At 49.7% G+C, this 25,546-nt stretch carries 25 protein-coding genes and 1 tRNA gene; 21 read left to right on the forward strand and 5 right to left on the reverse strand.

The window, feature by feature from the left end; all coding sequences use genetic code 11:
• Positions 1–11: 11 nt before the first annotated feature.
• Positions 12–740: a MurR/RpiR family transcriptional regulator gene (locus tag GFB57_RS08780; RefSeq protein WP_003026952.1), complete on the reverse strand. Its 729-nt coding sequence runs from the start codon at positions 738–740 to the stop codon at positions 12–14.
• Positions 741–792: 52 nt separating this feature from the next.
• Between GFB57_RS08780 and yqfB the strand changes: the two genes are divergently transcribed.
• Positions 793–1,104, forward strand: a complete 312-nt coding sequence (gene yqfB / locus GFB57_RS08785; RefSeq protein WP_003026949.1) for a N(4)-acetylcytidine aminohydrolase — start codon at positions 793–795, stop codon at positions 1,102–1,104.
• Positions 1,105–1,266: 162 nt separating this feature from the next.
• Positions 1,267–1,926, forward strand: coding sequence for a hemolysin III family protein (locus GFB57_RS08790; protein ID WP_003026947.1), 660 nt, complete (start codon positions 1,267–1,269; stop codon positions 1,924–1,926).
• 93 nt (positions 1,927–2,019) lie between these two features.
• Here GFB57_RS08790 and ygfZ read toward each other — a convergent pair whose 3' ends face one another.
• A complete protein-coding gene (ygfZ, locus tag GFB57_RS08795; RefSeq protein ID WP_003026944.1) occupies positions 2,020–3,000 on the reverse strand; it encodes a tRNA-modifying protein YgfZ in 981 nt (326 codons plus the stop codon).
• Positions 3,001–3,256: 256 nt separating this feature from the next.
• Between ygfZ and sdhE the strand changes: the two genes are divergently transcribed.
• Positions 3,257–3,523 (forward strand): FAD assembly factor SdhE, encoded by a 267-nt coding sequence (gene sdhE, locus GFB57_RS08800; RefSeq protein WP_003026938.1) that lies wholly within the window; start codon positions 3,257–3,259, stop codon positions 3,521–3,523.
• Positions 3,504–3,911, forward strand: a complete 408-nt coding sequence (locus GFB57_RS08805; RefSeq protein ID WP_003026936.1) for a protein YgfX — start codon at positions 3,504–3,506, stop codon at positions 3,909–3,911. The genes sdhE and GFB57_RS08805 overlap by 20 nt, the downstream gene beginning before the upstream one ends.
• Positions 3,912–3,955: 44 nt before the next feature.
• On the opposite strand, the gene fldB is transcribed toward GFB57_RS08805, so the two are convergent.
• Positions 3,956–4,477, reverse strand: a complete 522-nt coding sequence (gene fldB, locus GFB57_RS08810; protein ID WP_003026933.1) for a flavodoxin FldB — start codon at positions 4,475–4,477, stop codon at positions 3,956–3,958.
• Positions 4,478–4,590: 113 nt separating this feature from the next.
• Here fldB and xerD point away from each other — a divergent pair, with 113 nt between their 5' ends.
• The 5 genes from xerD to lysS all read left to right on the forward strand — a co-directional run bounded on the left by xerD (position 4,591) and on the right by lysS (position 10,680).
• Positions 4,591–5,487: a site-specific tyrosine recombinase XerD gene (xerD, locus tag GFB57_RS08815; protein ID WP_003026928.1), complete on the forward strand. Its 897-nt coding sequence runs from the start codon at positions 4,591–4,593 to the stop codon at positions 5,485–5,487.
• 23 nt (positions 5,488–5,510) lie between these two features.
• Entirely contained in the window at positions 5,511–6,224 is a 714-nt protein-coding gene (gene dsbC / locus GFB57_RS08820; protein ID WP_003026923.1) for a bifunctional protein-disulfide isomerase/oxidoreductase DsbC, read from the forward strand.
• A gap of 5 nt (positions 6,225–6,229) precedes the next feature.
• The gene (recJ, locus tag GFB57_RS08825) at positions 6,230–7,963 is read left to right on the forward strand and encodes a single-stranded-DNA-specific exonuclease RecJ (RefSeq protein ID WP_008321348.1); all 1,734 of its coding nucleotides are present in this window, start codon (positions 6,230–6,232) and stop codon (positions 7,961–7,963) included.
• Between the two features lie 91 nt (positions 7,964–8,054).
• Positions 8,055–9,153, forward strand: a protein-coding gene (prfB, locus tag GFB57_RS08830; RefSeq protein WP_096878465.1) for a peptide chain release factor 2 whose coding sequence is annotated in 2 segments (ribosomal slippage) — positions 8,055–8,129 and positions 8,131–9,153 — 1,098 coding nt in all. Because the reading frame shifts where the segments join, the coding sequence is not laid out codon by codon here.
• A gap of 9 nt (positions 9,154–9,162) precedes the next feature.
• Positions 9,163–10,680, forward strand: a complete 1,518-nt coding sequence (gene lysS / locus GFB57_RS08835) for a lysine--tRNA ligase (protein ID WP_003026911.1) — start codon at positions 9,163–9,165, stop codon at positions 10,678–10,680.
• A gap of 77 nt (positions 10,681–10,757) precedes the next feature.
• Here the strand turns inward: lysS and idi are convergent, their stop codons facing one another.
• A complete protein-coding gene (gene idi, locus GFB57_RS08840) occupies positions 10,758–11,312 on the reverse strand; it encodes an isopentenyl-diphosphate Delta-isomerase (protein WP_003026905.1) in 555 nt (184 codons plus the stop codon).
• Positions 11,313–11,478: 166 nt separating this feature from the next.
• On the opposite strand from idi, the gene actS reads away from it, so the two are divergent.
• The 4 genes from actS (at position 11,479) to GFB57_RS08860 (ending at position 14,749) form a co-directional block, all read left to right on the forward strand.
• Positions 11,479–12,237, forward strand: coding sequence for an amidase activator ActS (gene actS / locus GFB57_RS08845; protein WP_003026902.1), 759 nt, complete (start codon positions 11,479–11,481; stop codon positions 12,235–12,237).
• A 79-nt stretch (positions 12,238–12,316) separates the two neighbouring features.
• A tRNA-Gly gene (locus GFB57_RS08850) sits at positions 12,317–12,390 on the forward strand.
• 114 nt (positions 12,391–12,504) lie between these two features.
• Positions 12,505–14,118, forward strand: a complete 1,614-nt coding sequence (locus GFB57_RS08855) for a site-specific integrase (protein ID WP_016154341.1) — start codon at positions 12,505–12,507, stop codon at positions 14,116–14,118.
• The gene (locus GFB57_RS08860) at positions 14,111–14,749 is read left to right on the forward strand and encodes a DUF4145 domain-containing protein (protein WP_182382659.1); all 639 of its coding nucleotides are present in this window, start codon (positions 14,111–14,113) and stop codon (positions 14,747–14,749) included. The genes GFB57_RS08855 and GFB57_RS08860 overlap by 8 nt, the downstream gene beginning before the upstream one ends.
• Positions 14,750–15,304: 555 nt before the next feature.
• Here the strand turns inward: GFB57_RS08860 and GFB57_RS08865 are convergent.
• Positions 15,305–16,452 (reverse strand): IS3 family transposase gene (locus GFB57_RS08865; protein ID WP_115642645.1). Its coding sequence is split into 2 segments (ribosomal slippage): positions 15,305–16,215 and positions 16,215–16,452, totalling 1,149 coding nucleotides; the frame shifts between segments, so codons are not numbered across the junction.
• 158 nt (positions 16,453–16,610) lie between these two features.
• Between GFB57_RS08865 and GFB57_RS08870 the strand changes: the two genes are divergently transcribed.
• From GFB57_RS08870 to arsA, 8 genes are all read left to right on the forward strand, one after another.
• The gene (locus GFB57_RS08870) at positions 16,611–17,486 is read left to right on the forward strand and encodes a hypothetical protein (RefSeq protein WP_290366961.1); all 876 of its coding nucleotides are present in this window, start codon (positions 16,611–16,613) and stop codon (positions 17,484–17,486) included.
• 218 nt (positions 17,487–17,704) lie between these two features.
• Positions 17,705–17,995 carry a hypothetical protein gene (locus GFB57_RS08875; RefSeq protein WP_016154338.1) on the forward strand — a complete coding sequence of 97 codons (291 nt, stop codon included), beginning with the start codon at positions 17,705–17,707 and terminating at the stop codon, positions 17,993–17,995.
• 489 nt (positions 17,996–18,484) lie between these two features.
• Entirely contained in the window at positions 18,485–19,678 is a 1,194-nt protein-coding gene (locus GFB57_RS08880) for a tyrosine-type recombinase/integrase (protein ID WP_000778549.1), read from the forward strand.
• Positions 19,679–19,884: 206 nt separating this feature from the next.
• Complete coding sequence (locus tag GFB57_RS08885) at positions 19,885–21,033, forward strand: SIR2 family protein (protein ID WP_000460992.1); 1,149 nt, start codon at positions 19,885–19,887, stop codon at positions 21,031–21,033.
• A complete protein-coding gene (locus GFB57_RS08890) occupies positions 21,030–22,805 on the forward strand; it encodes an ATP-binding protein (RefSeq protein ID WP_000022894.1) in 1,776 nt (591 codons plus the stop codon). The genes GFB57_RS08885 and GFB57_RS08890 overlap by 4 nt, the downstream gene beginning before the upstream one ends.
• Before the next feature lie 192 nt (positions 22,806–22,997).
• Entirely contained in the window at positions 22,998–23,351 is a 354-nt protein-coding gene (gene arsR / locus GFB57_RS08895) for an As(III)-sensing metalloregulatory transcriptional repressor ArsR (protein ID WP_001135895.1), read from the forward strand.
• Between the two features lie 47 nt (positions 23,352–23,398).
• The gene (gene arsD, locus GFB57_RS08900; protein ID WP_000855179.1) at positions 23,399–23,761 is read left to right on the forward strand and encodes an arsenite efflux transporter metallochaperone ArsD; all 363 of its coding nucleotides are present in this window, start codon (positions 23,399–23,401) and stop codon (positions 23,759–23,761) included.
• Positions 23,762–23,778: 17 nt separating this feature from the next.
• Entirely contained in the window at positions 23,779–25,530 is a 1,752-nt protein-coding gene (gene arsA, locus GFB57_RS08905) for an arsenite efflux transporter ATPase subunit ArsA (protein ID WP_290366962.1), read from the forward strand.
• Positions 25,531–25,546: the final 16 nt, after the last annotated feature.

Below are 25,546 nucleotides of genomic sequence, written 5' to 3' on the forward strand. Positions count from 1 at the left end.
AGATTGTTTTTTTACGCTATTCTTTTCGCCAGCTTGCGACCGAGTGATTCCAGAATATAAATAACGGGGATCTGCGTGGTTATATCGTATACCCCGGCAATACGTGTTTGTGGAACATGCCAGGAGAGGTTAAAGTCGGCGAGTTTCGCCAGGCGAGAGTTTTCATGGCTGGTGACCGACAGAACCTTACAGTTGTGCAGACTGAACTGGCTGGCAAAGCGCAGGATCTCTTCTGTTTCACCAGATACGGAAAGCACGATCGCTAGCGCGTTTCTGGCCATGTCGTTAGTGACCGGGAAATAAGGATCGTCAATGTGATTACTGAATTTACCGACGTTTGAGAAAAAACGTGCGCCATATTTTGCCAGCGCTCCAGACGTTCCCGCTCCGACGAATATAATACGTTCGGACGATAATATAATATCAACAGCCTGATCGAGCAGTTTATCGAACTCGTCGTTATTGACGCCTTTAAAGAAACTGATAATTTCGCTGGCACCGAAATTAGCCTGTTGCGGTTCATTCTGCTCTAAATATAATTTGAAGCGCACGCGAAATTCTGAGTAACCCTCACATTTAAGCTTGCGGCAAAAGCGCAGTACGGTGGTAGTGGAAACACCCACGGCATCGGCCAGTTCGCGAATGGTCATGTACATGACTTTGTCACGGTTTTTGATGACATAGTTGTAGACCAGCATCTCAAGATTGTTGAGACTGGCGATGGCAGCGTGGGAGAACATACTCACAATGGCAAAACTCACTCATCAGACTTCATCTACAGGGAATAATAACATGCAGCCAAATGACATCACTTTTTTTCAGCGTTTCCAGGATGACATTCTGGCCGGACGCAAGACCATCACCATTCGTGACGAGTCCGAATCACACTTCAAAGCCGGGGACATTTTACGGGTTGGGCGCTTCGAAGATGACGGTTACTTCTGCACGATTGAGGTTGTTGGCACCTCAACCGTCACGCTGGATACGCTAACGGATAAACATGCCCAGCAGGAAAACATGACGCTTGAAGAACTTAAACATGTGATTGCCGAGATTTACCCGAATCAGACGCAATTTTATGTGATTGATTTTAAATGCCTTTGATTTAAAGAAACATCTGTTAGTTGAAAAGTCACTTACAACACAATGATTTTAAAGGATTAATATTAATGTGATATTTATTTTAGCTAACAGGTGTTCACTGGAACCATTCTCAGTTACGCTAGAGGCGCAATAACGAAAGTGTTCGTTTCTGGGGAGTAACTTATGGTTCAGAAGCCATTAATCGCGCAGGGATATTCGTTGGCAGAGGAAATAGCCAATAGCATCAGTCACGGTATCGGGCTGGTGTTTGGGATTGTCGGACTGGTGTTATTACTGGTCCAGGCAGTAGATACCAACGCCAGCGCTATGGCCATTACCAGCTATAGCCTGTACGGCGGCAGCATGATCCTGCTGTTCCTCGCCTCAACCTTGTATCACGCGATCCCCCATCAGAGAGCGAAAGTCTGGCTGAAAAAATTTGACCACTGTGCGATTTATCTGCTGATTGCCGGGACCTACACGCCATTTCTGCTGGTGGGGCTTGATTCGCCGCTGGCACGTGGACTGATGATTGTTATCTGGAGCCTGGCGCTGATAGGTATTTTATTCAAACTGACCATTGCGCACCGATTTAAGGTTCTGTCGCTGGTAACCTACCTGACAATGGGCTGGCTATCGCTGATTGTGGTGTATCAACTGGCGGTTAAGTTGGCAGCGGGAGGCGTGACGTTGCTGGCTGTTGGCGGTGTGGTGTATTCCCTGGGCGTAATTTTCTACGTCTGTAAGCGTATTCCTTATAACCATGCGATCTGGCACGGCTTTGTGCTGGGCGGCAGCGTTTGCCACTTCCTGGCGATCTATCTGTACGTTGGTCAGGCGTAATCACTGACGCCGGATGGAGGCTAGCGCCTTATCCGGCCTACAAAACAAAAGCCAGCATGCCTGATAGACGCATCGCAATCAGGCATTATTCATTTACTCTTCCAACGAATACGGCAGCGGTACGATTTGCAGCGTTTTTGCGTCGTCACGAACGCGGAACACGCTGTCGGCCTCCATGTCGTTATTCATCACAACCTGCACTAGTACCTGACCATCGGCCAGTTTTACTGCGGCAAGTACGGTACCGGTACGACGCCAGTTCTCGCCCATTTTTAATTCAAGGTCTTCGCCAGCTTCCGGTACTCGACCGGCGGCACCCGCCAAAGTCCACATGGCGCGTTTATTGGCTCCGCGGAATTTTGCACGAGCAACCATTTCTTGACCGGTGTAGCAGCCTTTTTTAAAGCTGATCCCGCCCAAAGCCTGCAGATTGGTAGCCTGTGGAATAAACTGAGCACTGTTGGCTGTATCAATAACGGGGATACCCGCTTCGATATCCAGCGCCAGCCACTGCTGGCTGTTATTTAACTCTGCTTCGCCACGCAGCTTTTCAACCAAGGTTTCTGCTGTGGTGGCATCAACGATCAGCAGAAAACGTTCAGCAGGGTGTTCGAACCACAATACCGTGGAGGCACCTTCGGTAATGACCTGCTTATCACTGTTCGGTAATTCGCTAAAGAGATTGGCCAGCGCTGCACGTGCCTGGAATCCCGCAACGCCCAGCAGGACACGCTCGTCATCCGGGGCAATCGCCACCTTCGAGAAGACCGCGTATTTTTTCAGCTCGGTGAGCTGCGCATCACGCAGGCTACGGCGCTCAAGCCATGCAAAACCGTCACCCTGTCGGAACAGACGCAGGTTGCTCCACATTTTACCTTTGGCGTCACAATGTGCAGCTAACAGGTGCTGATGCTCGGTCATCTGGCTGACATCCGCCGTGACCTGACCCTGAATATACTTCTCACTGTCGACACCGGTGATGGTGGCGAGCGCCCAGTCATCGAGCGTCATTAGCGTCAGAGGCAAACGCGTTGACGCGAAAGGCTGGCGAGGAGGAAAAGATGTAAAAGCCATAATAATGTCCTGATTTGCTTAACGCAGTGATAATGACTAATGGTAAAAGAGCTATGGCCCATTGCAAGCGGTTTAAACAGGCTATTTGTGCCATATATTGCGCTTTGCGAGGAAACATCAAAAAATGGTGAATCCTTTGGCTTAATAAGGTTTTATTTAGCGAGCGAGCTTCAGTTTACTGATATTCCCGTAAAAGAGCGGGAAAAACACGTTACAATAGCGGGATACTTCGTTTTCGCGAGACAGGGAGAAGAACATGGATATTAACAACAAAGCACGTATTCATTGGGCATGCCGCCGCGGTATGCGCGAGCTGGACATCTCGATCATGCCGTTTTTCGAACATGAATATGACAGCTTAAGTGACGAAGAAAAACGTATCTTTATCCGTCTGCTAGAATGTGATGATCCAGATTTATTTAACTGGTTGATGAATCATGGGAAACCAGCTGATGCTGAGCTGGAGCAGATGGTGCGACTTATCCAGACACGGAATCGGGAACGTGGTCCAGTGGCAATCTGATTTACGCGTATCATGGCGCGCGCAGTGGCTTTCACTGCTAATTCATGGGCTGGTCGCGGTGTTTATTTTATTGATGCCCTGGCCATTGAGCTACACCCCATTATGGCTGGTTTTGCTCTCTCTGGTGGTATTCGATAGCGTTCGCAGTCAGCGTCGAATCAACGCCTGTCAGGGTGAGATTCGGCTGTTGATGGATGGCCGTCTGCGCTGGCAAGGGCAAGAGTGGTCTATCGTTAGCGCCCCCTGGATGGTTAAAACAGGCATGATGCTGCGTTTGCGCTCTGATGCCGGAAAACGTCAACATTTGTGGCTGGCGGCAGACAGTATGGATGATGCAGAGTGGCGGGATTTACGGCGGTTGATGCTGCAAAAGGCGAAGCAGAAGTAGTACTGACGGTAAGGTTGCGACCTTAGCCGTCAGTCGGCAGAAATTCAGGACCAGTGTTCGGCCATTTCGCCAAGAATTTGCTCGCACCAGGCCTGAATGCGTTCATCGCTGAGATCGTACTGGTTCGTTTCATCCAGCGCCAAACCAACAAACAGCTGTCCATCGGCAATGACGGGTTTATCGCTGGTGAATTCGTAGCCTTCGGTGGGCCAGTAGCCGACAAACTTTACACCTTTGGTGATCAGTTTATCGTGCAACATACCCAGCGCATCCAGGAACCATTCACCGTATCCCAACTGATCGCCCATACCGTAAAGCGCGACAATCTTTCCTTCCAGGTTGAGGTCGTCCAGTTGCTCCCAGACCGCTTCCCAGTCCTCCTGAATTTCACCGAAATCCCAGGTTGGGATGCCCAAAATGAGCACGTCATACTGCTCCATTAGGGTCGGAGAATCGTCTTTGAGGTTGTGCAGTGTCACCAGTTCGGGACCCAGGATATCGCGGATTTTTTCTGCTGCCATTTCGGTGTAGCAGGTGCTGGAACCGTAAAAAAGACCCATGTTCATGACGTAAACATCTCAATTCTGCTGTAGCGTTGCGGGTAGTGTAACAGAATCGCCGCAATCCCGGCACAATGAGGCATAATGCATCAAAAATGAGAGTGGAATAAGGGGCGCGAGTGGAACAGGATCTGGCGCGCATCGAGCAGTTTCTTGATGCCCTGTGGCTGGAACGAAATCTGGCGGAAAACACATTAAGTGCGTATCGTCGCGATCTGACCATGCTTGTGGAATGGTTACATCACCGTGGCGCTTCGCTTGCGACCGCGCAAAGTGATGATCTGCAAGCCTTGCTGGCTGAGCGGATGGATGGAGGGTATAAAGCCACCAGTTCTGCACGTTTGCTCAGTGCGACGCGACGTTTTTTTCAGCATCTGTACCGCGAAAAATATCGCGAAGATGACCCCAGCGCCTCGCTTGCATCACCTAAACTTCCGCAGCGTCTGCCCAAAGATCTCAGCGAAGCGCAGGTAGAACGACTGCTGCAGGCGCCGCTTATCGATCAACCGCTGGAGCTACGCGACAAAGCCATGCTGGAAGTGTTGTATGCAACGGGCCTGCGCGTGTCTGAACTGGTAGGACTGACGATGAGTGACGTCAGCCTGCGTCAGGGCGTGGTACGGGTGATCGGTAAAGGTAACAAAGAGCGCCTTGTCCCGTTGGGTGAGGAGGCAGTGTACTGGCTGGAAACATACCTGGAGCATGGGCGTCCATGGTTGCTCAACGGCGTATCGATTGATGTGCTGTTTCCTAGTCAGCGGGCGCAACAGATGACCCGTCAGACCTTCTGGCATCGTATCAAACACTATGCTGTGTTGGCGGGAATCGACAGCGAAAAGCTGTCACCGCACGTCCTGCGGCACGCATTTGCCACGCATCTGCTCAACCATGGCGCAGATCTGCGCGTGGTGCAGATGCTACTGGGGCATAGCGATCTCTCGACAACGCAAATTTATACTCATGTCGCAACGGAGCGCTTGCGGCAACTACATCAACAGCATCACCCGCGAGCGTGAGTGCTGACAGGATAGGATAGGCTATGAAAAAACGTTTTATGATGTTCACCCTGCTGGCGACGGCGTTTTCCGGCATGGTACATGCAGACGACGCGGCAATTCGCCAGTCATTAGCAAAGCTGGGTGTGCAGAGCACCGAGATTCAACCTGCTCCGGTTGTGGGCATGAAAACCGTACTGACCAATAGCGGCGTGCTGTACGTAACTGAAGACGGTAAACATATTATTCAGGGACCGATGTATGACGTGAGCGGCGCAAGTCCGGTGAACGTCACCAACCAACTGCTGATGAAGCATCTGAACGCGCTGGAAAAAGAGATGATCATCTACAAAGCGCCGCAGGAAAAACACGTCATTACTGTTTTCACCGACATCACTTGTGGTTACTGCCACAAGCTGCATGAAGAGATGAAAGATTACAATGCGTTGGGGATCACCGTACGTTATCTGGCCTTCCCACGTCAGGGGCTGGACAGCCAGGCTGAGCAGGACATGAAGTCTATCTGGTGTGCTAAGGACAAAAACAAAGCCTTTGATGACGCGATGACTGGCAAGGGTGTAAAAGCGGCGACCTGTGATGTGGATATCGCTAACCACTATGCGCTGGGCGTACAGTTTGGCGTCAGCGGTACACCGGCGATTGTGCTGAGCAATGGCTATGTCGTACCTGGTTATCAGGGCCCGAAAGAGATGAAAGAATTCCTCGACGCACATGCAAAACAAACCAGCGGTAAATAATTCGCGTGAAACAACAGATACAACTTCGTCGGCGTGAGGCCGACGAGACCGCCGAGCTACCTGCCGACTTGCCGCCACTGCTGCGCCGTTTATACGCCAGCCGTGGTGTACGTAGCGCGCAGGAGCTTGAGCGTAGCGTGAAAGGCATGCTGCCGTGGCAACATTTGAACGGCGTCGAAAAAGCGGTTGAGATCCTCTACAACGCCTTTCGCGAAGGAACCCGAATCATCGTTGTCGGCGATTTTGACGCTGATGGTGCGACCAGCACGGCGCTAAGCATCCTGGCGATGCGTGCGTTGGGCTGCAGTAACGTTGACTACCTGGTGCCAAATCGTTTTGAAGACGGTTATGGTTTAAGCCCGGAAGTCGTTGATCAGGCCCATGCCCGGGGCGCTCAGCTGATTGTCACCGTAGACAACGGCATCTCGTCTCACGCGGGTGTCGAACATGCCAGAACGTTGGGGATCCCGGTCGTTGTGACCGATCACCACCTGCCAGGGGATACGCTGCCGGGCGCAGAGGCAATCATCAATCCTAATCTGCCCGACTGTGAGTTCCCGTCGAAATCGCTGGCAGGCGTTGGTGTAGCCTTCTATCTGATGCTGGCGCTGCGTACTTTCCTGCGTGACAAAGGCTGGTTTGATGAACGCGGCATTGCACCGCCGAACCTGGCAGATTTGCTCGATCTGGTTGCACTTGGCACGGTGGCGGACGTGGTCCCGCTGGATGCCAATAACCGTATTCTGACGTGGCAAGGCTTAAGCCGTATCCGCGCCGGAAAGTGTCGCCCTGGTATTAAAGCGCTGCTGGAGATTTCCAATCGCGACCCCCTAAAGCTGGCAGCCAGTGATTTAGGTTTTGCCCTCGGGCCACGGCTGAATGCGGCGGGCCGTCTGGACGATATGTCCGTTGGTGTGGCGCTGTTGCTGTGCGACAACATTGGCGAAGCGCGTGTGCTGGCCAATGAGCTTGATGCGCTCAACCAGACGCGCAAAGAGATCGAGCAGGGTATGCAGGCCGAAGCACTGACTTTGTGTGAAAAGCTGGAACGCAGTAGCGATACGCTACCGGGCGGCCTGGCAATGTATCATCCCGAGTGGCATCAGGGCGTTGTGGGGATTCTGGCATCGCGTATTAAAGAGCGATTCCATCGCCCAGTGATAGCGTTTGCCCCGACAGGTGATGGTACTCTCAAAGGGTCCGGGCGTTCGATTCAGGGGCTGCACATGCGCGATGCGCTGGAGCGCCTGGACACCCTTTATCCGGGCATGATCCTCAAGTTTGGCGGTCACGCCATGGCGGCGGGTTTATCGCTTGAAGAGGCGCAGTTTGAGCGTTTCCAGCAGCGTTTTGGCGAGCTGGTAACCGAGTGGCTGGATCCTGCCTTACTGCAAGGTGAAGTGGTGTCGGATGGCCCACTGAGCGCGGCGGAGATGACCATGGAGATCGCACAAATGCTGCGCGATGCCGGACCGTGGGGGCAAATGTTCCCGGAACCGCTGTTTGACGGGCATTTCCGTTTGCTCCAGCAGCGTCTGGTCGGTGAGCGTCATCTGAAGGTGATGGTCGAGCCCGTGGGCGGTGGTCCGCTGCTGGACGGTATTGCGTTTAATGTCGATACCACCTGCTGGCCAGACAACGGCGTGCGCGAAGTTCAGCTTGCCTACAAACTGGATATTAACGAGTTTCGCGGCAACCGCAGCTTGCAGATTATAATCGACAATATCTGGCCACTTTAGCGTCACTAATCGCTATAAAAAAGGGCGTGGATTAGTTACAATCCCGCTCTTATCACCGCATTTTGACTAGTCCAATAAAAGAAATCAGACAATGTTTGAAATTAATCCGGTAAATAACCGCATTCAGGACCTCACGGAGCGCTCTGACGTTCTTAGGGGGTATCTTTGACTATGATGCCAAGAAAGAGCGTCTGGAAGAAGTAAACGCCGAGCTGGAACAGCCGGACGTGTGGAACGAACCCGAACGCGCTCAGGCGCTGGGCAAAGAGCGTTCCTCCCTTGAGGCCATCGTTGATACGCTCGATCAGATGAGCCAGGGCCTGGAAGATGTCTCCGGCCTGCTGGAACTGGCTGTAGAAGCCGACGACGAAGAAACCTTTAACGAAGCCGTAGCAGAACTCGATACGCTGGAAGATAAGCTGGCCCAGCTGGAATTCCGTCGTATGTTCTCCGGTGAATATGACAGCGCGGATTGCTATCTCGATATTCAGGCAGGTTCTGGCGGTACGGAAGCGCAGGACTGGGCAAGCATGCTGATGCGCATGTATCTGCGTTGGGCTGAAGCGCGCGGCTTTAAGACTGAAATCATTGAAGAGTCTGAAGGTGAAGTCGCGGGTATTAAATCCGTGACCATCAGAATTGCTGGTGAATATGCTTACGGTTGGCTGCGTACTGAAACCGGCGTACACCGTCTGGTACGTAAGAGTCCGTTCGACTCCGGCGGACGTCGCCATACGTCGTTCAGTTCGGCGTTTGTTTATCCGGAAGTTGACGATGATATTGATATCGATATCAACCCGGCGGACCTGCGTATCGACGTTTACCGTGCCTCCGGTGCAGGCGGTCAGCACGTTAACCGTACGGAATCTGCGGTGCGTATTACCCACATCCCGACCGGGATTGTGACGCAGTGTCAGAACGACCGTTCCCAGCACAAGAACAAAGACCAGGCCATGAAGCAGATGAAAGCGAAGCTTTATGAACTGGAAATGCAGAAGAAGAATGCCGAGAAACAGGCGATGGAAGACACCAAGTCAGATATCGGCTGGGGTAGCCAGATTCGTTCTTATGTCCTTGATGACTCCCGCATCAAAGATCTGCGTACCGGGGTTGAAACCCGTAACACGCAGGCGGTGCTGGATGGCAGCCTGGATCAATTTATCGAAGCAAGTTTGAAAGCAGGGTTATGAGGAACCAACATGTCTGAACAACACGTACAGGGCGCTGACGCGGTAGCCGACCTTAACAATGAACTGAAAACGCGCCGTGAGAAGCTGGCGAGCCTGCGTGAGCAGGGGATCCCGTTCCCGAACGATTTCCGTCGCGATCATACCTCAGACCAACTGCATGCTGACTTCGACGCGAAAGAAAACGAAGAGCTGGAAGCGCTGAACATTGAGGTATCCGTTGCTGGCCGTATGATGACCCGTCGTATTATGGGTAAAGCATCATTCGTTACGCTGCAGGACGTTGGCGGCCGTATTCAGCTGTACGTTGCTCGCGATGACCTGCCGGAAGGCGTCTACAACGAGCAGTTCAAAAAATGGGATCTGGGCGATATCCTCGGCGCGAAAGGTAAGTTGTTCAAGACCAAGACCGGTGAGCTGTCTATCCACTGCACCGAACTGCGTCTGCTGACCAAAGCGCTGCGCCCGCTGCCGGACAAATTCCACGGTCTGCAGGATCAGGAAGCACGCTATCGTCAACGTTACCTGGATCTCATCTCTAACGATGAATCCCGCAATACCTTTAAAGTGCGTTCACAGATTATGGCTGGCATCCGTCAGTTCATGGTTGCTCGCGGCTTTATGGAAGTCGAAACCCCGATGATGCAGGTGATCCCAGGCGGTGCGGCAGCGCGTCCGTTTATCACCCATCATAACGCGCTGGATCTGGACATGTACCTGCGTATCGCGCCGGAACTTTACCTCAAGCGTCTGGTGGTTGGCGGCTTCGAACGCGTATTCGAAATTAACCGTAACTTCCGTAACGAAGGCATCTCTGTTCGCCATAACCCAGAGTTCACCATGATGGAACTCTACATGGCTTATGCGGACTACAAAGATCTCATCGAACTGACTGAATCTCTGTTCCGTACGTTGGCGCAGAACGTTCTGGGAACGACTGAAGTGCCTTACGGTGAAGAAGTCTTCGACTTCGGTAAGCCGTTTGAAAAACTGACCATGCGCGAAGCGATTCAGAAATACCGTCCGGAAACCAACATGGCCGATCTGGATAACTTCGACTCTGCAAAAGCGATTGCTGAATCTATCGGCATCAAAGTTGAGAAGAGCTGGGGTCTGGGTCGTATCGTGACCGAGATCTTTGAAGAAGTTGCAGAAGCGCACCTGATTCAACCAACCTTCATTACCGAGTATCCGGCAGAAGTTTCTCCGCTGGCGCGTCGTAATGACGAAAACCCGGAAATCACCGATCGCTTCGAATTCTTCATCGGCGGACGTGAGATCGGTAACGGCTTCAGCGAGCTGAACGATGCCGAAGATCAGGCGCAGCGTTTCCAGGATCAGGTTAACGCCAAAGATGCGGGTGATGACGAAGCGATGTTCTACGACGAAGACTACGTTACCGCTCTGGAACACGGTCTGCCGCCGACTGCGGGTCTGGGCATCGGTATCGACCGTATGGTTATGCTGTTCACCAACAGCCACACCATCCGCGACGTGATCCTGTTCCCGGCGATGCGCCCGGTTAAGTAAGATGTGAAATGCCGGATGGCGGCTGACGCCTTATCCGGCCTACGATTCGTAATGTAGGCCAGATAAACGTAGCGCCATCAGGCAATAATTTGTTGGCAGTAATTCTGCAACAGCGCACGCGCTTCTTTGTTTGCAACCTGCATTACCATCCACGGGCTGAAAGCCCACGGCGTCGCGTCAATCCCGCTTAAGACATCCTCAAAATTGCTCCACTGGCAATCCATCACTTCATCTGGGTTTAGCTGTAGCTCACTGACGATATGTGCGGCATAAACCGGACATACTTCGTTTTCAACTATTCCACTCGGGTCCGTGGCGCGATAACGAAAATCAGCGTATACGGGGGTGAGCAAGTTGATATCTGCACCCAGTTCGAAGCGAGCCCGGCGGACAATAGCGACTTCGTTGGTTTCACCCAACTGCGGGTGACCGCAGACAGAGTTAGTCCAGACACCTGGCCAGGCTTTTTTGTGCAGCGAGCGGCGGGTGACCAGCAGTTGGCCCTGCTCGTTAAATATCCAGCACGAGAAAGCGGAGTGCAGGGGGGTTGTGGCGGTATGCGCCGCATACTTCTCCAGCGTTCCGCAGGGTTGGTCCTGCTCATTCAATAAAATGACATGTTCCTGTCGCATAGCGTCCACCATCAATCTTAAGCACTCACATTATATGCTTAATTAAGTCAGAGTGATTAACAGAGGGTGTGAAATGCCAGAGCCGCCGGTTCGTTGCGCGATATGATTTGGCATCCGGTTTCTGGCTGCTATGATAAAGCGTCTGAAAATGTTGCGAGGTATTGTTTTGAGTGCAGGACGCCTGAAGAAAAATGGCCTGGGTATCGTGATGCTGCTGTGTGTCGGTCTGCTGTTAGCGGGCTGTTCCGGGAGCAAGTCGTCTGATACAGGAAGTTATTCCGGCTCCGTGTATACCGTGAAGCGGGGAGATACGCTATACCGTATTTCGCGCGCCACCGGTACCAGCGTGAAAGAGATCGCTCGCCTGAATAATATTTCACCGCCCTATACCATTGAAGTGGGGCAAAAGCTGAAGGTCAGCGGCGGCGCGAAAACCAGTTCTGGATCTGGCAAAACAACCAAGAAATCCTCAACCAAAACGGCGGCGGTCAGACCATCTTCTTCTGTGCCGCAGTCGTCCTGGCCACCAGTAGGGCAACGTTGCTGGCAGTGGCCTGCCAGCGGTAAGGTGATCCTGCCTTATTCTACGGCGGACGGCGGCAATAAGGGCATTGATATCTCGGCTGCGCGCGGTACGCCGATTTATGCGGCCGGAGCAGGGAAGGTGGTTTATGTCGGTAATCAGCTGCGGGGCTACGGTAATCTCATCATGATTAAGCACAGTGAGGACTACATCACTGCGTATGCGCATAATGACACCATGCTGGTGAACAACGGTCAAAACGTGAAGGCCGGGCAGAAGATAGCGACGATGGGCAGCTCGGATGCGACGACGGTGCGCCTGCATTTCCAAATCCGCTACCGGGCAACGGCTATCGATCCGCTGCGTTATTTACCGCCGCAGGGGAGTAAGCCAAAATGCTGACGGTGAATTAATCGCCAGTCAGTCGGTTAGTCCCTTGCCAAGAAGAGCGTAAGGTTTATAATCCCTTACGCACTTCAATGCGGGCGTAGTTCAATGGTAGAACGAGAGCTTCCCAAGCTCTATACGAGGGTTCGATTCCCTTCGCCCGCTCCATGACACTTCTTAAAGTATTCTAACCTACTGAATCCCTTGGGATATGGCTTAAAGCCTCCTTGCAGAGTTACTTACTGTAACCCACTGTGTAACCCTCTCAGGGCATACAGACATATGATTCAGCTATCCAGCAGTCACAAACTTCCAGCCGTCTCCTATCTCTACCAGCGTAACGGCGTCTACTACTTCCGTCTTCGGGTCAGACAATCAAACAATGATAGAATGACCTCAGTATCATTACGGACCAAGGATAGACGTACCGCTATGGCTCACTCAAGGCACATCAAGGCAGCACTCAAGGCAATACACGCAGACAGACCCAACGCTACCTATGAGGAGATGAGGGGCCACCTTAAGGACATCGCTGAGTGGGAACTATCGACGGGCCGCTCTGACCTCTTCGAGCCTGACATGAGGGAAACATATAGCGGGCTTTATTCAGAACTTGGTGGGAACCTTGTTGATGCACTAGCCTGTGAACCCCTTAGCATTGACCAGCATCGTTACATTCACGAGGCTTTGGGAGTGCTTAAGGCCTGTATGAAGCGTATCGATGCGGGAGACAGTCGGCCTCTGATAGATTACGTCGATCGTTTTGATGATATTGATCGGCAAGATGACCAAGCCTCTGTGTCCTTATCTGTTAGTGCTCCAGAAGTAAAACCAGAAGTCACGCCTAGCGTCACCGTAGCGTGCCTCTTTGAGCAATACGAAGCGGAGAACGCTCAGAACTGGAAGCCCGCCACCTTAAGGGAAAACAAAGCGTCACACGCTGCGTTAATCGAAATATTCGACCATCTGGGTCTCAATGCTGAAGCCAGTAGAGCAGACATGCTCAGAGTTCGTGATGTGCTCCAGCAGTTACCTAAGAACCGTAAGCAGCGCTTCAAGGATGCCTCATTGGCTGACCTGCTAAGCCGTGATGATAAGACTGATTGTCTGGATGTCGTTACCATCAATAATAAGTATCTCATCAAGATGGCGGCTGTCTTTAAGTGGGCTGTGCGTAATGACTTGATTAAAAAGAACATGACTGAGGGGTTGGAACTTAAGGTTCCCCAGCGTAAAGCCTCTGAGGCCCGTAACGCCTTCTCTACGGAGCAGGTGGGGCAACTACTGGTTGCCGCTAAGTCATACTCTCAGAAGACTTCTGGCAAACCTTATCACTACTACGTTACCGCTTTGGCTGCTATCACTGGGGCAAGGCTTAATGAAGTCGCACAACTTCAGGTCAAGGACGTTAGGACCACCGAGGCCGGGACCGTTTATATTCATATCAATGAGGATGACAGCAGCCTACCCGGTAAGAGTATCAAGAACGCTCACAGTGATCGCTGTGTGCCTCTGGTCGATGGTGCCTATGGTTTTGTATTGGCTGACTTTATGGCGCTTGTAGAGACCCGTAGAGGCTCTGGTGGTGATGACGCTATGGTCTTTGATGGTTTGCGCCTAATGAAGAACGGTTACGGTGAGCAGGTGAGTAAATGGTTTAACCGTACGCTGTTACCTAAGGTTGTAGCTGACCGTGACGGATTGGCGTTCCATTCGTTTAGACATACAGTTGCGACTCAGTTAAAACAACAAGGTGTCGAATTGGCGTATGCTCAGGCAGTCATGGGGCATAGCTCTGGGTCAATTACCTATGACCGATACGCTAAAGAGGTTGAAGTGGATAGATTAGTTAATGTGCTGGCTGATATTTATAAGGAGACTGGTATCAATGGCTGAGTATCATCCGGCTGTATTTAGGGCTGCGGCTTTCAATTGTCCTTATTGCAATGTTTACTCAAAGCATGAATGGCTCCCCTTAAAGGGGACTCGGGTGGGAATTGCTCTTGACCTATTTACTAAGATGTACGTTTCAGTGTGCCTGTGCTGCTCAGAGGAGGCTTATTGGTGTGATGAGCGGTTGATAATCCCGGCATCAACTGATGTCGAAATGCCCAGCCCTGACATGCCGGAGGACTGTAAGTCCGACTACATGGAGGCTAGAAGCATCGTCAATCTGTCTCCTAAAGGGGCCGCTGCGCTTCTCCGTCTGTGTCTTCAGAAGTTAATGGTCCACTTAGGCGAGCCGGGGAGCAACATTAACGCCGACATAAAGTCTCTCGTGGAGAAAGGATTACCTCCTCGCATTCAACAAGCAGCAGACATCTGTCGTATCGTAGGGAATCAGGCGGTCCATCCCGGAGAGATTAACCTTGATGATGACCCACAGTTAACGCATGGCCTCTTTAAGCTGTTGAATATCATTGTCGATGACCGAATCACAAGACCAAAAGAAATCGAGGCGATGTTCCAGAGTATGCCTGAGGGACCACGGCAGGGCATCGAAAATCGGGACAAAAAGAGCGCTTAGGGTTAACGACTCACTGTAGAGAGAGAGAAGGCCTCTGAGGAATCGACGATTAGCTCGTACTCATGCCTTAACTCTCATTCATACACTTATTGTGAAGTCAACAGAATTAATAACGACTCACTATAAGGAGAGAGAAGACAAAAAGTTTTCCCTCTATGACAACTGCTACTTCAAGGTAGCTCTAACCGTAACTTATCGCATCCTTTCAGGGGCGGGATGACCAATTACAGACACCAAGCGTTCACTTAAAGTGAGTGCTTCCTGTGTGCTCTGGGTCAGTCGATAAGTGAATAGCCAATAATAGAAATCATATTAATTATGGTCTCTGGTCTACAGGGGCTAAACTTAAAGTTTACTTAAAGACCTTAATGTTATATTACTTGTTTACACAAGATAATAATAAGAACTTAAGGTATTACTTAAAGACCATTTAGAGTCATCCATTGATTTTGTCATTATTAATCCTTTAATAACTAATAGTGTCTCAGCAAGACACCTCTCCTATCAATCTCAAAGACATTCTAAATGTGCATCCTTTGAATCGCCACAGATAATCTAGACACTTCCGAGCCGTTGATAATACTGGTTTTCATATTCTGTCGGTGACATCTGATCGCTAGAACCATGCCGACGCTTACTGTTATAAAACATTTCGATGTAATCAAAAATATCACTGCGGGCTTCTTCCCGCGTTCCGTAGATCTTTTTCTTTATCCGTTCGCGTTTCAACAACTGGAAAAAGCTTTCTGCAACCGCATTATCATGGCAGTTACCGCGACGGCTCATGCTGCCCTCCAGGCCGTGTGATTTCAGGAAAGACTGCCACTCATGGCTTGTGTACTGACTGCCCTGATCCGAATGAACCAGCACCTGTTTTTGGGGATTACGCCGCCATACAGCCATCAGCAGTGCGTTCAGGACAATGTCCTTTGTCATCCGGGATTGCATGGACCAGCCGATAATTTTGCGTGAGAACAGATCAACAACCACAGCAAGATACAGCCAGCCTTCGTGGGTCCTGATGTAGGTTATGTCTGTTACCCAACGCTCATCAGGAGCATCCGGATTGAACTGTCGCTGGAGCCTGTTGGGCGACACGATACTGGCCTCGCCTTTACGTGCCCGCGGGCTCCGGTATCCGACCTGAGCCTTTATCCCGACACGTTTCATCAGTCGCCAGACTCTGTTCACTCCGCACTGTTGCCCGCTGTCCCGCAGATCCAGATGGATTTTGCGATAACCATAGACGCATCCCGATTCCAGCCAGAACTGTTTAATCTGTCCTGTCAGTTTCAGGTCTGCCTGATGGCGTTGAGAATGCGGCTGCTGAAGCCAGGCGTAAAAACCACTGGGATGAACATCCAGCACCCGACAGAGCAGGCGAACAGGCCAGCAACAGGTGTAGTCACGGATAAAGGCGTACCTCAGTCGGACAGCTTTGCGAAGTACGCCGCGGCTTTTTTTAATATGTCCCGTTCGTCGGTAACCCGCTTCAGCTCTTTCTGGAGACGACGGATCTCGGCCTGAGCATCTGACTGTTCTTTATTAGTGGAAGAATCCGGACCGTACTTCTTTATCCAGGCGTAAAGGCTGTGGGTGGTGATATCGAGACGTGTTGCCACGCTGGCAACAGAATAACCGCGATCAACAACCTGTTTGACTGCTTCAGTTTTAAACTCTTCGGGATAACGCTTACCGCTCATGGGCACCTCTCTTTAAGCCATCTTAAATGACTCTGAGGTGTCTGTTAAACCCGTGGCGATTCACCCAAGTTCTCAACGTAGGCTTCACGGACCGCTCAGGTCGTCCGATGGCCTTCGGGAATGACTCACATGATTACGTTCAAGCGCTGGAGGACTCTTTGGACGAGACCTTCAACGATGGTGATTTCCGCACTGCTGTAATGGAGCATGTCTTCCCCTGTGAGTTTCGCCCATACGGCACTGACCCTACGCCTATTCGCCGTCAGGCTCTCCAGAATCGTACCGTCCGCTTTAAGCATAATGGTGCGTTTAACCCAGCTAAGGATGCTCCGTCTACTACAGCCATCACCGGGGCAAGTGTAACTGTCACCCCAGTGTTGAACCCTGAGACCAATAAGACTGGCATTCTGTGTTCTGCTGCTACTCATGTATCTGACTTCGATATGATGGGAGGGTGGACTGAAGGGGCGCTAATCCAGACTGTAGGCGATATGCAGGTCCAATACTGTCGTCAAATGTTTGCCGCTGTGGTCGATGTCCTGAAAGATACACCAGACCTACAAGTCATCGAAGCGGTCCCACTGAGTGGGAAACCCTCTGACCAAGCTGAGGACCTTCTGGACATCTTAGCGCTGAATCTTCCGGTCGAGTTGGGTAACACACTGCCTGACTATGCTGTATTGGTCCCTGAGAAACTAGAGGCAGTCTTGGACCGATCTGCTCAACGCGCAGGCCATGAAGATATTAGCGACCTGCTGGGCTGCACAGTATGCGGCTATGCGGGTGATGATACAGGTGTCTATCTCCTGCCTAAGCGGTTCGCTTCTATCTCTTTCAGGTCAACTAAAGGCGCTAAGACCGTGGATGTAAAAGTGACTCGTAATAGCAATACCGCTGGGTATGACCTTGAGTTAATCAGCGTGGTCGATGTGTTGGCTACCGGTTCCGTTAAGGTGAAAACTGGAGCATTCGACGTTGAGACAGACGCCTCTTTCCCGTTGGTCCATGCTATTCGTTTTACTGCCGTAGAGTAGCTATAAACCCTGAGTGAACATACGGAGGACCCCATGAACTTACAGGAGTTGTATGTGTTCGTCCTCTGCGTCCACTTGGTCTGCCAGATACTCTAAAGTGATTGATAGATACTAGCGATCAATTTCAGTTTACCGATCGAGACAAACGATCATCAGTATGCCCGCATCCGGGCTATCCTTTAGACTCCGTTTTTATGGTTATTTAAAGGAATATCAACATGTTGAAAGGTATCGGGTCATTTATCGGGATGGCTTTACTATTACTGGCTGCTGGTTGTATGGCTGGTTACATCTATGGTGGGGTACAGTGGTCAACATATCGGGCGCTTGCTAGGGCAGTGAGTGCCTTTTGGTGGGCCTCCGGGGCTTTGTTCTTGCTGGGCATCGTGTACCGTATTGTCTTCAATAGATTATCGTCGGTTTGTGGCGTTCTCTTTACTGCCGCAATCGCCATTGCTCTGGTGCTAACTGGTCTTCACTTTGCGGTCGGTGGGGGCTGGTGGCACTAGCAGATGGTTCTTGTGCTTAAAATTCCTCACAAAAATCTCCGCAGGTATCTAATATATAAAGTTTAACGACTTCCCCCTGTAGCCCTCTCAAAGTTGTTCCCTGAGCAGTGGGGGCTACCATCTCTTGATGTTTAAACATTAGGACATTACAGCACTTCTCAGCTTGGTTCTATTCCTCCGAGGGGAACATTACGTTCATTCAGCCTTGACCAGAGATCACTCAATGTGTAACCATTACTGTAACCAAAAGGATTCATGATTCTTTATGAAACAAATGGTTAGTGAGTGATTGTCTTCGATGCTTCGATTCCCTTCGCCCGCTCCAAACTCAAGTCTTCTGAAGTCTACCCAACTCAATTTTTCCTTGATAAATCAGCAGTTATAGCATTCTATTAGTCTATTGAACTCAATAATACTCCCCCAGGGTCAAGCTCAATGTGGGGGTATGGATGGGGGTATAATTGTACCCCATGCTGAGAGGTACCCCCAATGAAGTTAACTGCTCGTCAGGTTGAAACTGCAAAGCCGAAAGAGAAGCCCTACAAATTGGCTGATGGTGGGAGTCTTTACTTATTGGTTAACCCCAACGGTAAGAAATACTGGCGTCTGAAGTATCGTACGCCTGGAGGGGAAAATGTACTTGCGCTTGGTGTTTATCCTGCTGTTTCTTTAGCTGAAGCACGAAGCAAGCGTGAGGATGCTAAAAGAACATTAGCAGCTGGTAACGATCCTTCTCTCGAAAGAAAAATGGAGAAGCTCAGTCGCAAGCAGGACGCTGAAAACTCGTTTGAGGCTATCACTCGGGAGTGGTATCAGCGTCGCTATGATCGCTGGTCTGTCTCCTATCGTGAAGAGATGATGAGAACCTTTGAGAAGGATGTATTTCCTTATATCGGCCACCGACCAATCAAAGATATCAAACCGATGGAGTTGCTTGCTGTTCTTTCAAAGATAGAAACTCGAGGAGCAACTGAGAAGGTCCGTAAGGTTCGCCAGCGTTGTGGAGAGGTCTGGAAGTATGCGGTTGTGACTGGCAGGGCTGAGTACAATCCAGCTCCCGATCTAGCCAGCGCCGTAGCTCCCCATGAGAAAGAGCACTATGCTTTTTTGACCCAGGATGAACTGCCTGAGTTTCTTCGGACTCTGAACACCTATGCCGGTAGTGTGATTGTTAAGATTGCGATGCAATTACTTATTTTGACTGGAGTAAGGCCTGGGGAATTGAGGCAAGCGGAGTGGCAGGAGTTTGATTTTGAGCGGAAGGTTTGGAACGTACCAGCAGAGCGAATGAAAATGCGCCGACCTCATCTGGTTCCGTTATCAAGCCAGGCAATTGACCTGCTTAATCAGCTTAAACCCATGACGGGAGCAGGAGAGTTGCTGTTCCCAGGACGTAATAATCCTAAGAAACCGATGAGTGATATGGCATTGACTGTGTTGGTAAGGCGCATCGGCTATGCAGGACGCGTTACAGGGCATGGATTCCGCCACACGATGAGTACCATTTTGCATGAGCAGGGATTTAACTCGGCCTGGATCGAGCTACAGCTGGCTCACGTCGATAAGAACTCAATTCGTGGAACGTATAACCATGCTCAATATCTGGAGGGGAGGAGGGCGATGATGCAGTGGTATGGTGATTTTACTAGTAATTTAGGCAAGGAAGGGATTATTACAAGCTGAAATGTTGAAAGGCAGTCTCGAAAAGCAATTGCATTCGTCTGGGTACCTAGACGTCTGGATGGATGTAATTCAATATATGCTGCTAACTGCAATAGTTGAAAACCAGAGAAATAGTGGCTATTGCTACAAATTTTTTGCCTAAGTCAAAACTTGGTCTGCCTATACACTGATGCTATTTTAGACAAAACTAAATAAGGGAGGTAAGTATGTTTGAGGCGATCCAGCCATTGGATATATACAATAAGAACATCAACATACTGATTGGCTCAGGCGCTTCAGCAGACTTGTTCCCGACGCTGTCCCTAGCCATCAAGAATGCAGAGGGACGGCGAGAAACGATCGAAACGCTCGCCACACAGTTTGAAAACTCGCCAGAGAAGCGAACCGCGTTATTCATGCACTACTACAACACATGTATTTTTCCAGTGCAGACATTCAATCCAAGTTTCGTTACAACGAATAAAGGAAAAGAAAATCTCAAGAATTATGAGATTTTTTTAACAACCCTTTTGGGGTTGTTGGATAGAAGGAAAGACCTCAACCGCAAAATCAATATTTTTACCACAAACTATGATGGATGCCTGTCCCATACAGCTGACAGCCTTCTCATGAAGGGATCACATGATTTTGTGGTGAATGATGGTACCTCCGGATTTCACACAAAGCATCTTCATTCCAAAAACTTCAGTACGTTTCAATGTCAAACTGGAGTATTTGAACGAAGCAACTATGGCATCCCGCAGCTAAACATTATCCATCTTCACGGTTCGGTTTACTGGTCAAAAAGCGGTGATAAGATTGAAGTCAATTACCGCAATGATTTTAGTAACCTTTTGACAGAAGAGACACTCGGAAATTTAAATGGATATTCCGAATTTCTTGGTGTCGATGGCAACAGAACTGAAGGCATTCCATCCTTGGCATTCAGTCAAGACCAGATAGATATTTTCTGGGGGGAGTACAATAAGCTACCTATTGTCAACCCCACTAAGTGGAAGTTTTACGAAACTGTCTTCGAAGAACACTACTACCAGATGCTCAGGCTATTAAGCTATGAGCTTGAAAAACCAAATTCTATACTCATAACATTTGGCTTTTCGTTTGCTGATGAACACATTCTCAGACTTATCCAACGCTCCCTCTCCAACCCACAACTTCATACTTTTATTTGTTGTTATAGCAACAATAGTGCAAATAGCATGCGGGAAGAATTCAAATCTTGGAAAAACGTCCAAGTAATTGGGCCCGCTGAAGATATGAATATGGACTTCACCAATTTCAATAAATATGTTTTCTCACTCACGCCAGACACTTATGAACCTCCATTAAAAGCTGAAGAGGAGGATCTGATATGAGTATCATCGTAGGTGAGGTTATTGCAGTGAGTGGAGTGCGTATCTCCCTTCGAATTTTTGAAGACTCCAATCATGAGACTATTTTCTACGGAGGAGTTAAGTACAGAGGTATTTCACTTCGGGAGCACGTATCTATTCAGCGAGGCTTTATAGATATTGTCTGTCTTGTTGAAGGTGAATTTTTGGATGAGAAAAGGCTAGAGACTGATGCCGAGAAGGTCCAATATGTACGAAAAGTGGATGTTCGCCCCATTGGTTATATAGTAGATGATAAGTTTTTTGAAGGTGTGAAGTACATGCCGATGATCCGAGACAAGGCATCTCTACTCAGCGAACTTATGGTAGGGAAAATTTATGGGGCGGACGGTAAAACAGGTTTTTCTATTGGCTCTATGCTCAAGGAGAATGTACCCATCAACCTCCCATGGATGCGATTATTCAACAGCCATTTGGGCATATTTGGTAACACCGGGAGTGGTAAATCTAATACGCTAGCTAAACTTTATACTACACTTTTTAATGAGCGGCTCCAAGCATTACAGCACAAGAGCCAGTTCGTTATCATAGATTTTAATGGTGAATACACGGAAGATCAGCTACTACCAGCTAAGAATAAGCAAATCACAGTGCTGGACTCTAAAAAAGCAAAGCACAAATTCAAGATTGAAGGCGCTCATTTTTGGGATGTCGAAACCCTAAGCCTCTTGTTTCAGGCAACTACGAACACACAACAGCCATTTCTGCGTCGCGTTCTATCTGGTAAGGAAAAATTTAAAACTACGCCACTCAAAAGGTATGTAGAAAAGGTTTTTGAAAAAGTTTTTAGTACAGGTGAAGCGAAATCAGATGCTTTGGATTTGAGCCGTGAAATTGCACGCATGATTGACTGCGAATTGCTTCAAGAACATTTAAAAGGAATTATTTATTACAATAAAGATAAGTATTTTAAGCATGCCAGCGGCACGTACTATAATTCAAATGGCAATGGATTTGACGCGAATATCAAACCCATTATTGATGAGAGTGTTAATTTAGATGGAATTGATCAATTCGACGAACTAATATTGCGGTGCTACCTCCAACTCTGTTCAGATGTTGTATTTGGCTATGCCCAATACGAACACATTCAACCGGTGCTAGCTAGGGCCAAATCATCTATATCGGCTCTGCGTAATGTTCTTGAAATCGTTGATGTGCCACAACCTCCGCATCTCTTACATGTCATCTCTTTAAAGAAATGCAAGAATGAGATAAAAAAGATCTTGCCACTGCTTGTAGCCAAAAATTTCTACACAAATCATAAAGATGCAGAGAATCTTAAAAGCCCTCCAAGCCGGACTCTGCACCTTATCATTGATGAGGCACACAATATTTTGTCAGAGCAGTCCACCCGTGAGCATGAAATCTGGAAAGACTACCGGCTTGAACTCTTTGAAGAAATAATTAAGGAGGGACGCAAGTATGGCGTATACCTCACACTATCTAGTCAGCGGCCTGCAGATATTTCACCTACTATTGTTTCCCAGATTCACAATTTCTTCATACACCGATTGGTTAACGATCGCGACCTTATGCTATTAGACAATACAATTAGCACGTTAGATTCCAGTTCTAAGGCTCTCATACCGACTCTAGCCAAGGGCTGCTGCGTAGTCACTGGAACCGCTTTTGATCTTCCAATGATATTGAAAATTGACCCGCTGCTGAAACAGCATCGACCCAGCAGCGACGATGTGAACCTTGAAGAACTTTGGGCGCTACCTCCAGCTTAATATTAACTCTAACAGAATGTGCCCTGTGGATGTCTTCAGGGCTTCCTAGTATAAGAGGTTACTCTAGATTATCTCGCTGTCCATACTAGACGTAGAGAGAAGCTTTGCTTCTTTCATATATGGAAATTCAAATATATTTTTTGACATTGCACTGTTATAGAGAGAAACTGCGAGATAATAGCAGGAGGGCTTATGCCACAATTATCAGCATTACAACTCTTCAAAAACCTCTCCGATGAAACCCGTTTGGGCATCGTGTTGCTGCTCAGAGAGATGGGAGAGCTGTGCGTGTGCGATCTCTGTACAGCGCTGGATCAGTCGCAGCCCAAGATCTCCCGCCATCTGGCAATGCTCCGGGAAAGCGGTCTATTGCTGGATCGCAAGCAGGGGAAATGGGTTCATTATCGCTTATCCCCGCATATTCCATTCTGGGCTGCTCAGGTGATTGAGCAGGCCTGGTTAAGCCAACAGGACGATGTACAGGCCATCGCCCGTAAGCTGGCATCGGCAAACTGCTCTGGTAGCGGTAAGGCTGTTTGCATCTAAAAAATTTGCCTGAACATATATGTTTTTCCAAATGTGAGGTATTCAGAATGAAGACGTTAACGGTGTTTGACCCGGCAATGTGCTGCAGTACCGGCGTATGTGGCTCAGATGTCGATCAGGTTCTGGTTGATTTTTCTGCTGATGTGCAGTGGCTGAAAGGACGTGGTGTACAGGTTGAACGTTACAACCTGGCGCAGCAGCCCATGAGCTTTGTTCAGAATGAGAAAGCGAAAGCATTCCTCGAAGCATCTGGAGCAGAAGGTCTTCCGTTACTGCTATTGGACGGTGAAACGGTGATGGCAGGGCGATACCCAAAACGCGCTGAGCTGGCTCGCTGGTTCGGTATTCCGCTGGAGAAGGTAGGGTTAGCTCCCACCAGCTGCTGTGGTGGTAATACTTCCTGTTGCTGAATATGTCAGGAGGACATATGAAATTCTTACAGAATATCCCGCCTTACCTGTTTTTTACCGGCAAGGGTGGTGTAGGAAAAACTTCTATTTCCTGCGCGACGGCTATCCGCCTTGCTGAACAGGGTAAGCGGGTTTTGCTGGTCAGTACTGACCCAGCCTCCAATGTCGGTCAGGTGTTCGATCAGGCTATCGGTAATACCATTCGCCCTGTGGCAGCAGTTCCTGGACTTTCCGCTCTGGAAATCGACCCGCAGGAAGCCGCCAAACAATACCGCTCCAGAATCGTTGATCCTATCAAAGGTCTTTTGCCTGATGACGTTGTTAACAGTATCAGCGAGCAGCTTTCAGGAGCCTGTACCACTGAGATTGCGGCGTTTGATGAGTTCACCGGCTTATTGACAGACGCTTCCCTGCTGACCCGCTTCGATCACATCATTTTTGATACAGCGCCGACGGGCCACACGATTCGCCTTCTCCAGCTTCCCGGTGCCTGGAGTAGCTTCATTGAAAGTAACCCGGATGGTGCTTCCTGTCTTGGCCCAATGGCCGGGCTGGAAAAGCAGCGTGAGCAGTATGCTCATGCGGTAGAGGCGTTATCCGATCCTGAACGTACCCGCCTGGTTCTGGTTGCGCGACTGCAAAAATCTACGCTGCAGGAAGTCGCCCGCACCCATGAAGAACTCGCCGCAATTGGCCTGAAAAACCAATACCTGGTGATTAATGGTGTGCTGCCTAAAGCCGAAGCTGAACATGACGCCCTGGCCGCTGCGGTATGGCAACGTGAGCAGGAGGCACTGGCAAATCTTCCTGCCGGTTTATCTGGGCTACCGACAGATACCCTATTACTACAGCCAGTCAATATGGTTGGTGTTTCAGCATTGAAGGGACTTCTGGATACCGGTTCTGAGGCATTACCGCTCCCGGTAACGAACATCCAGTACACGCCTGAAAACTTATCGCTCTCTGGCCTGGTTGATGATATCGCTCGCAGTGAACACGGTCTGATTATGCTGATGGGTAAAGGCGGTGTGGGTAAAACCACAATGGCTGCGGCTATCGCCGTCAGTTTGGCAGATAAGGGTTTTGATGTGCATCTCACTACCTCAGATCCTGCTGCACACCTGAGTACAACGTTGAATGGCAGCCACAAAAATCTGCAGGTCAGCCGAATCAACCCTCACGATGAAACTGAACGCTATCGTCAGCATGTTCTTGAGACGAAAGGCAGGGATCTGGATGAGGCAGGGAAACGGCTGCTCGAAGAGGATTTACGTTCTCCTTGCACGGAAGAGATTGCGGTGTTCCAGGCGTTCTCACGCGTAATCCGTGAAGCAGGCAAACGGTTTGTGGTCATGGATACGGCACCTACCGGGCATACGCTATTACTGCTTGATGCGACCGGGGCTTACCACCGAGAGATTGCCAAAAAAATGGGGAGTAAAGGTCATTTTACTACCCCAATGATGCAGCTTCAGGACCCGGAACGCACCAAAGTCCTGCTGGTCACTCTGCCTGAAACCACACCGGTACTGGAAGCGGCAAACCTGCAGTCCGATCTTGAGCGTGCGGGGATTCATCCGTGGGGCTGGATTATCAATAACAGCCTTTCCATTGCGGATACGAGTTCTCCGTTGCTTTGCCAGCGCGCCCAGCAGGAACAGCCTCAGATTGAGGCTGTTAAGAATCAGCACGCTAACCGTATAGCGCTCGTTCCGGTACTGGCTTCTGAGCCAGCCGGTATTGAAAAACTCAGAGAGTTGGCGAGTTAATTTTTTGTTTTTACAG

The sequence above is a fragment of the Citrobacter sp. S39 genome (genome assembly GCF_009495675.1).
Lineage (GTDB): Bacteria > Pseudomonadota > Gammaproteobacteria > Enterobacterales > Enterobacteriaceae > Citrobacter > Citrobacter freundii.

Bases quoted from the DNA above. Each gene is read 5' to 3' on its own strand.
- sdhE (WP_003026938.1), top strand. From the start codon at position 3,257: ATGGATATTAACAACAAAGCACGTATTCATTGGGCATGCCGCCGCGGT.
- lysS (WP_003026911.1), top strand. From the start codon at position 9,163: ATGTCTGAACAACACGTACAGGGCGCTGACGCGGTAGCCGACCTTAAC.
- GFB57_RS08780 (WP_003026952.1), bottom strand. From the start codon at position 740: ATGTTCTCCCACGCTGCCATCGCCAGTCTCAACAATCTTGAGATGCTG.
- ygfZ (WP_003026944.1), bottom strand. From the start codon at position 3,000: ATGGCTTTTACATCTTTTCCTCCTCGCCAGCCTTTCGCGTCAACGCGT.
- GFB57_RS08880 (WP_000778549.1), top strand. From the start codon at position 18,485: ATGAAGTTAACTGCTCGTCAGGTTGAAACTGCAAAGCCGAAAGAGAAG.
- arsD (WP_000855179.1), top strand. From the start codon at position 23,399: ATGAAGACGTTAACGGTGTTTGACCCGGCAATGTGCTGCAGTACCGGC.
- arsA (WP_290366962.1), top strand. From the start codon at position 23,779: ATGAAATTCTTACAGAATATCCCGCCTTACCTGTTTTTTACCGGCAAG.
- arsR (WP_001135895.1), top strand. From the start codon at position 22,998: ATGCCACAATTATCAGCATTACAACTCTTCAAAAACCTCTCCGATGAA.
- GFB57_RS08875 (WP_016154338.1), top strand. From the start codon at position 17,705: ATGTTGAAAGGTATCGGGTCATTTATCGGGATGGCTTTACTATTACTG.
- dsbC (WP_003026923.1), top strand. From the start codon at position 5,511: ATGAAAAAACGTTTTATGATGTTCACCCTGCTGGCGACGGCGTTTTCC.
- GFB57_RS08790 (WP_003026947.1), top strand. From the start codon at position 1,267: ATGGTTCAGAAGCCATTAATCGCGCAGGGATATTCGTTGGCAGAGGAA.
- idi (WP_003026905.1), bottom strand. From the start codon at position 11,312: ATGCGACAGGAACATGTCATTTTATTGAATGAGCAGGACCAACCCTGC.
- fldB (WP_003026933.1), bottom strand. From the start codon at position 4,477: ATGAACATGGGTCTTTTTTACGGTTCCAGCACCTGCTACACCGAAATG.
- GFB57_RS08860 (WP_182382659.1), top strand. From the start codon at position 14,111: ATGGCTGAGTATCATCCGGCTGTATTTAGGGCTGCGGCTTTCAATTGT.
- GFB57_RS08855 (WP_016154341.1), top strand. From the start codon at position 12,505: ATGATTCAGCTATCCAGCAGTCACAAACTTCCAGCCGTCTCCTATCTC.
- yqfB (WP_003026949.1), top strand. From the start codon at position 793: ATGCAGCCAAATGACATCACTTTTTTTCAGCGTTTCCAGGATGACATT.
- GFB57_RS08885 (WP_000460992.1), top strand. From the start codon at position 19,885: ATGTTTGAGGCGATCCAGCCATTGGATATATACAATAAGAACATCAAC.
- GFB57_RS08890 (WP_000022894.1), top strand. From the start codon at position 21,030: ATGAGTATCATCGTAGGTGAGGTTATTGCAGTGAGTGGAGTGCGTATC.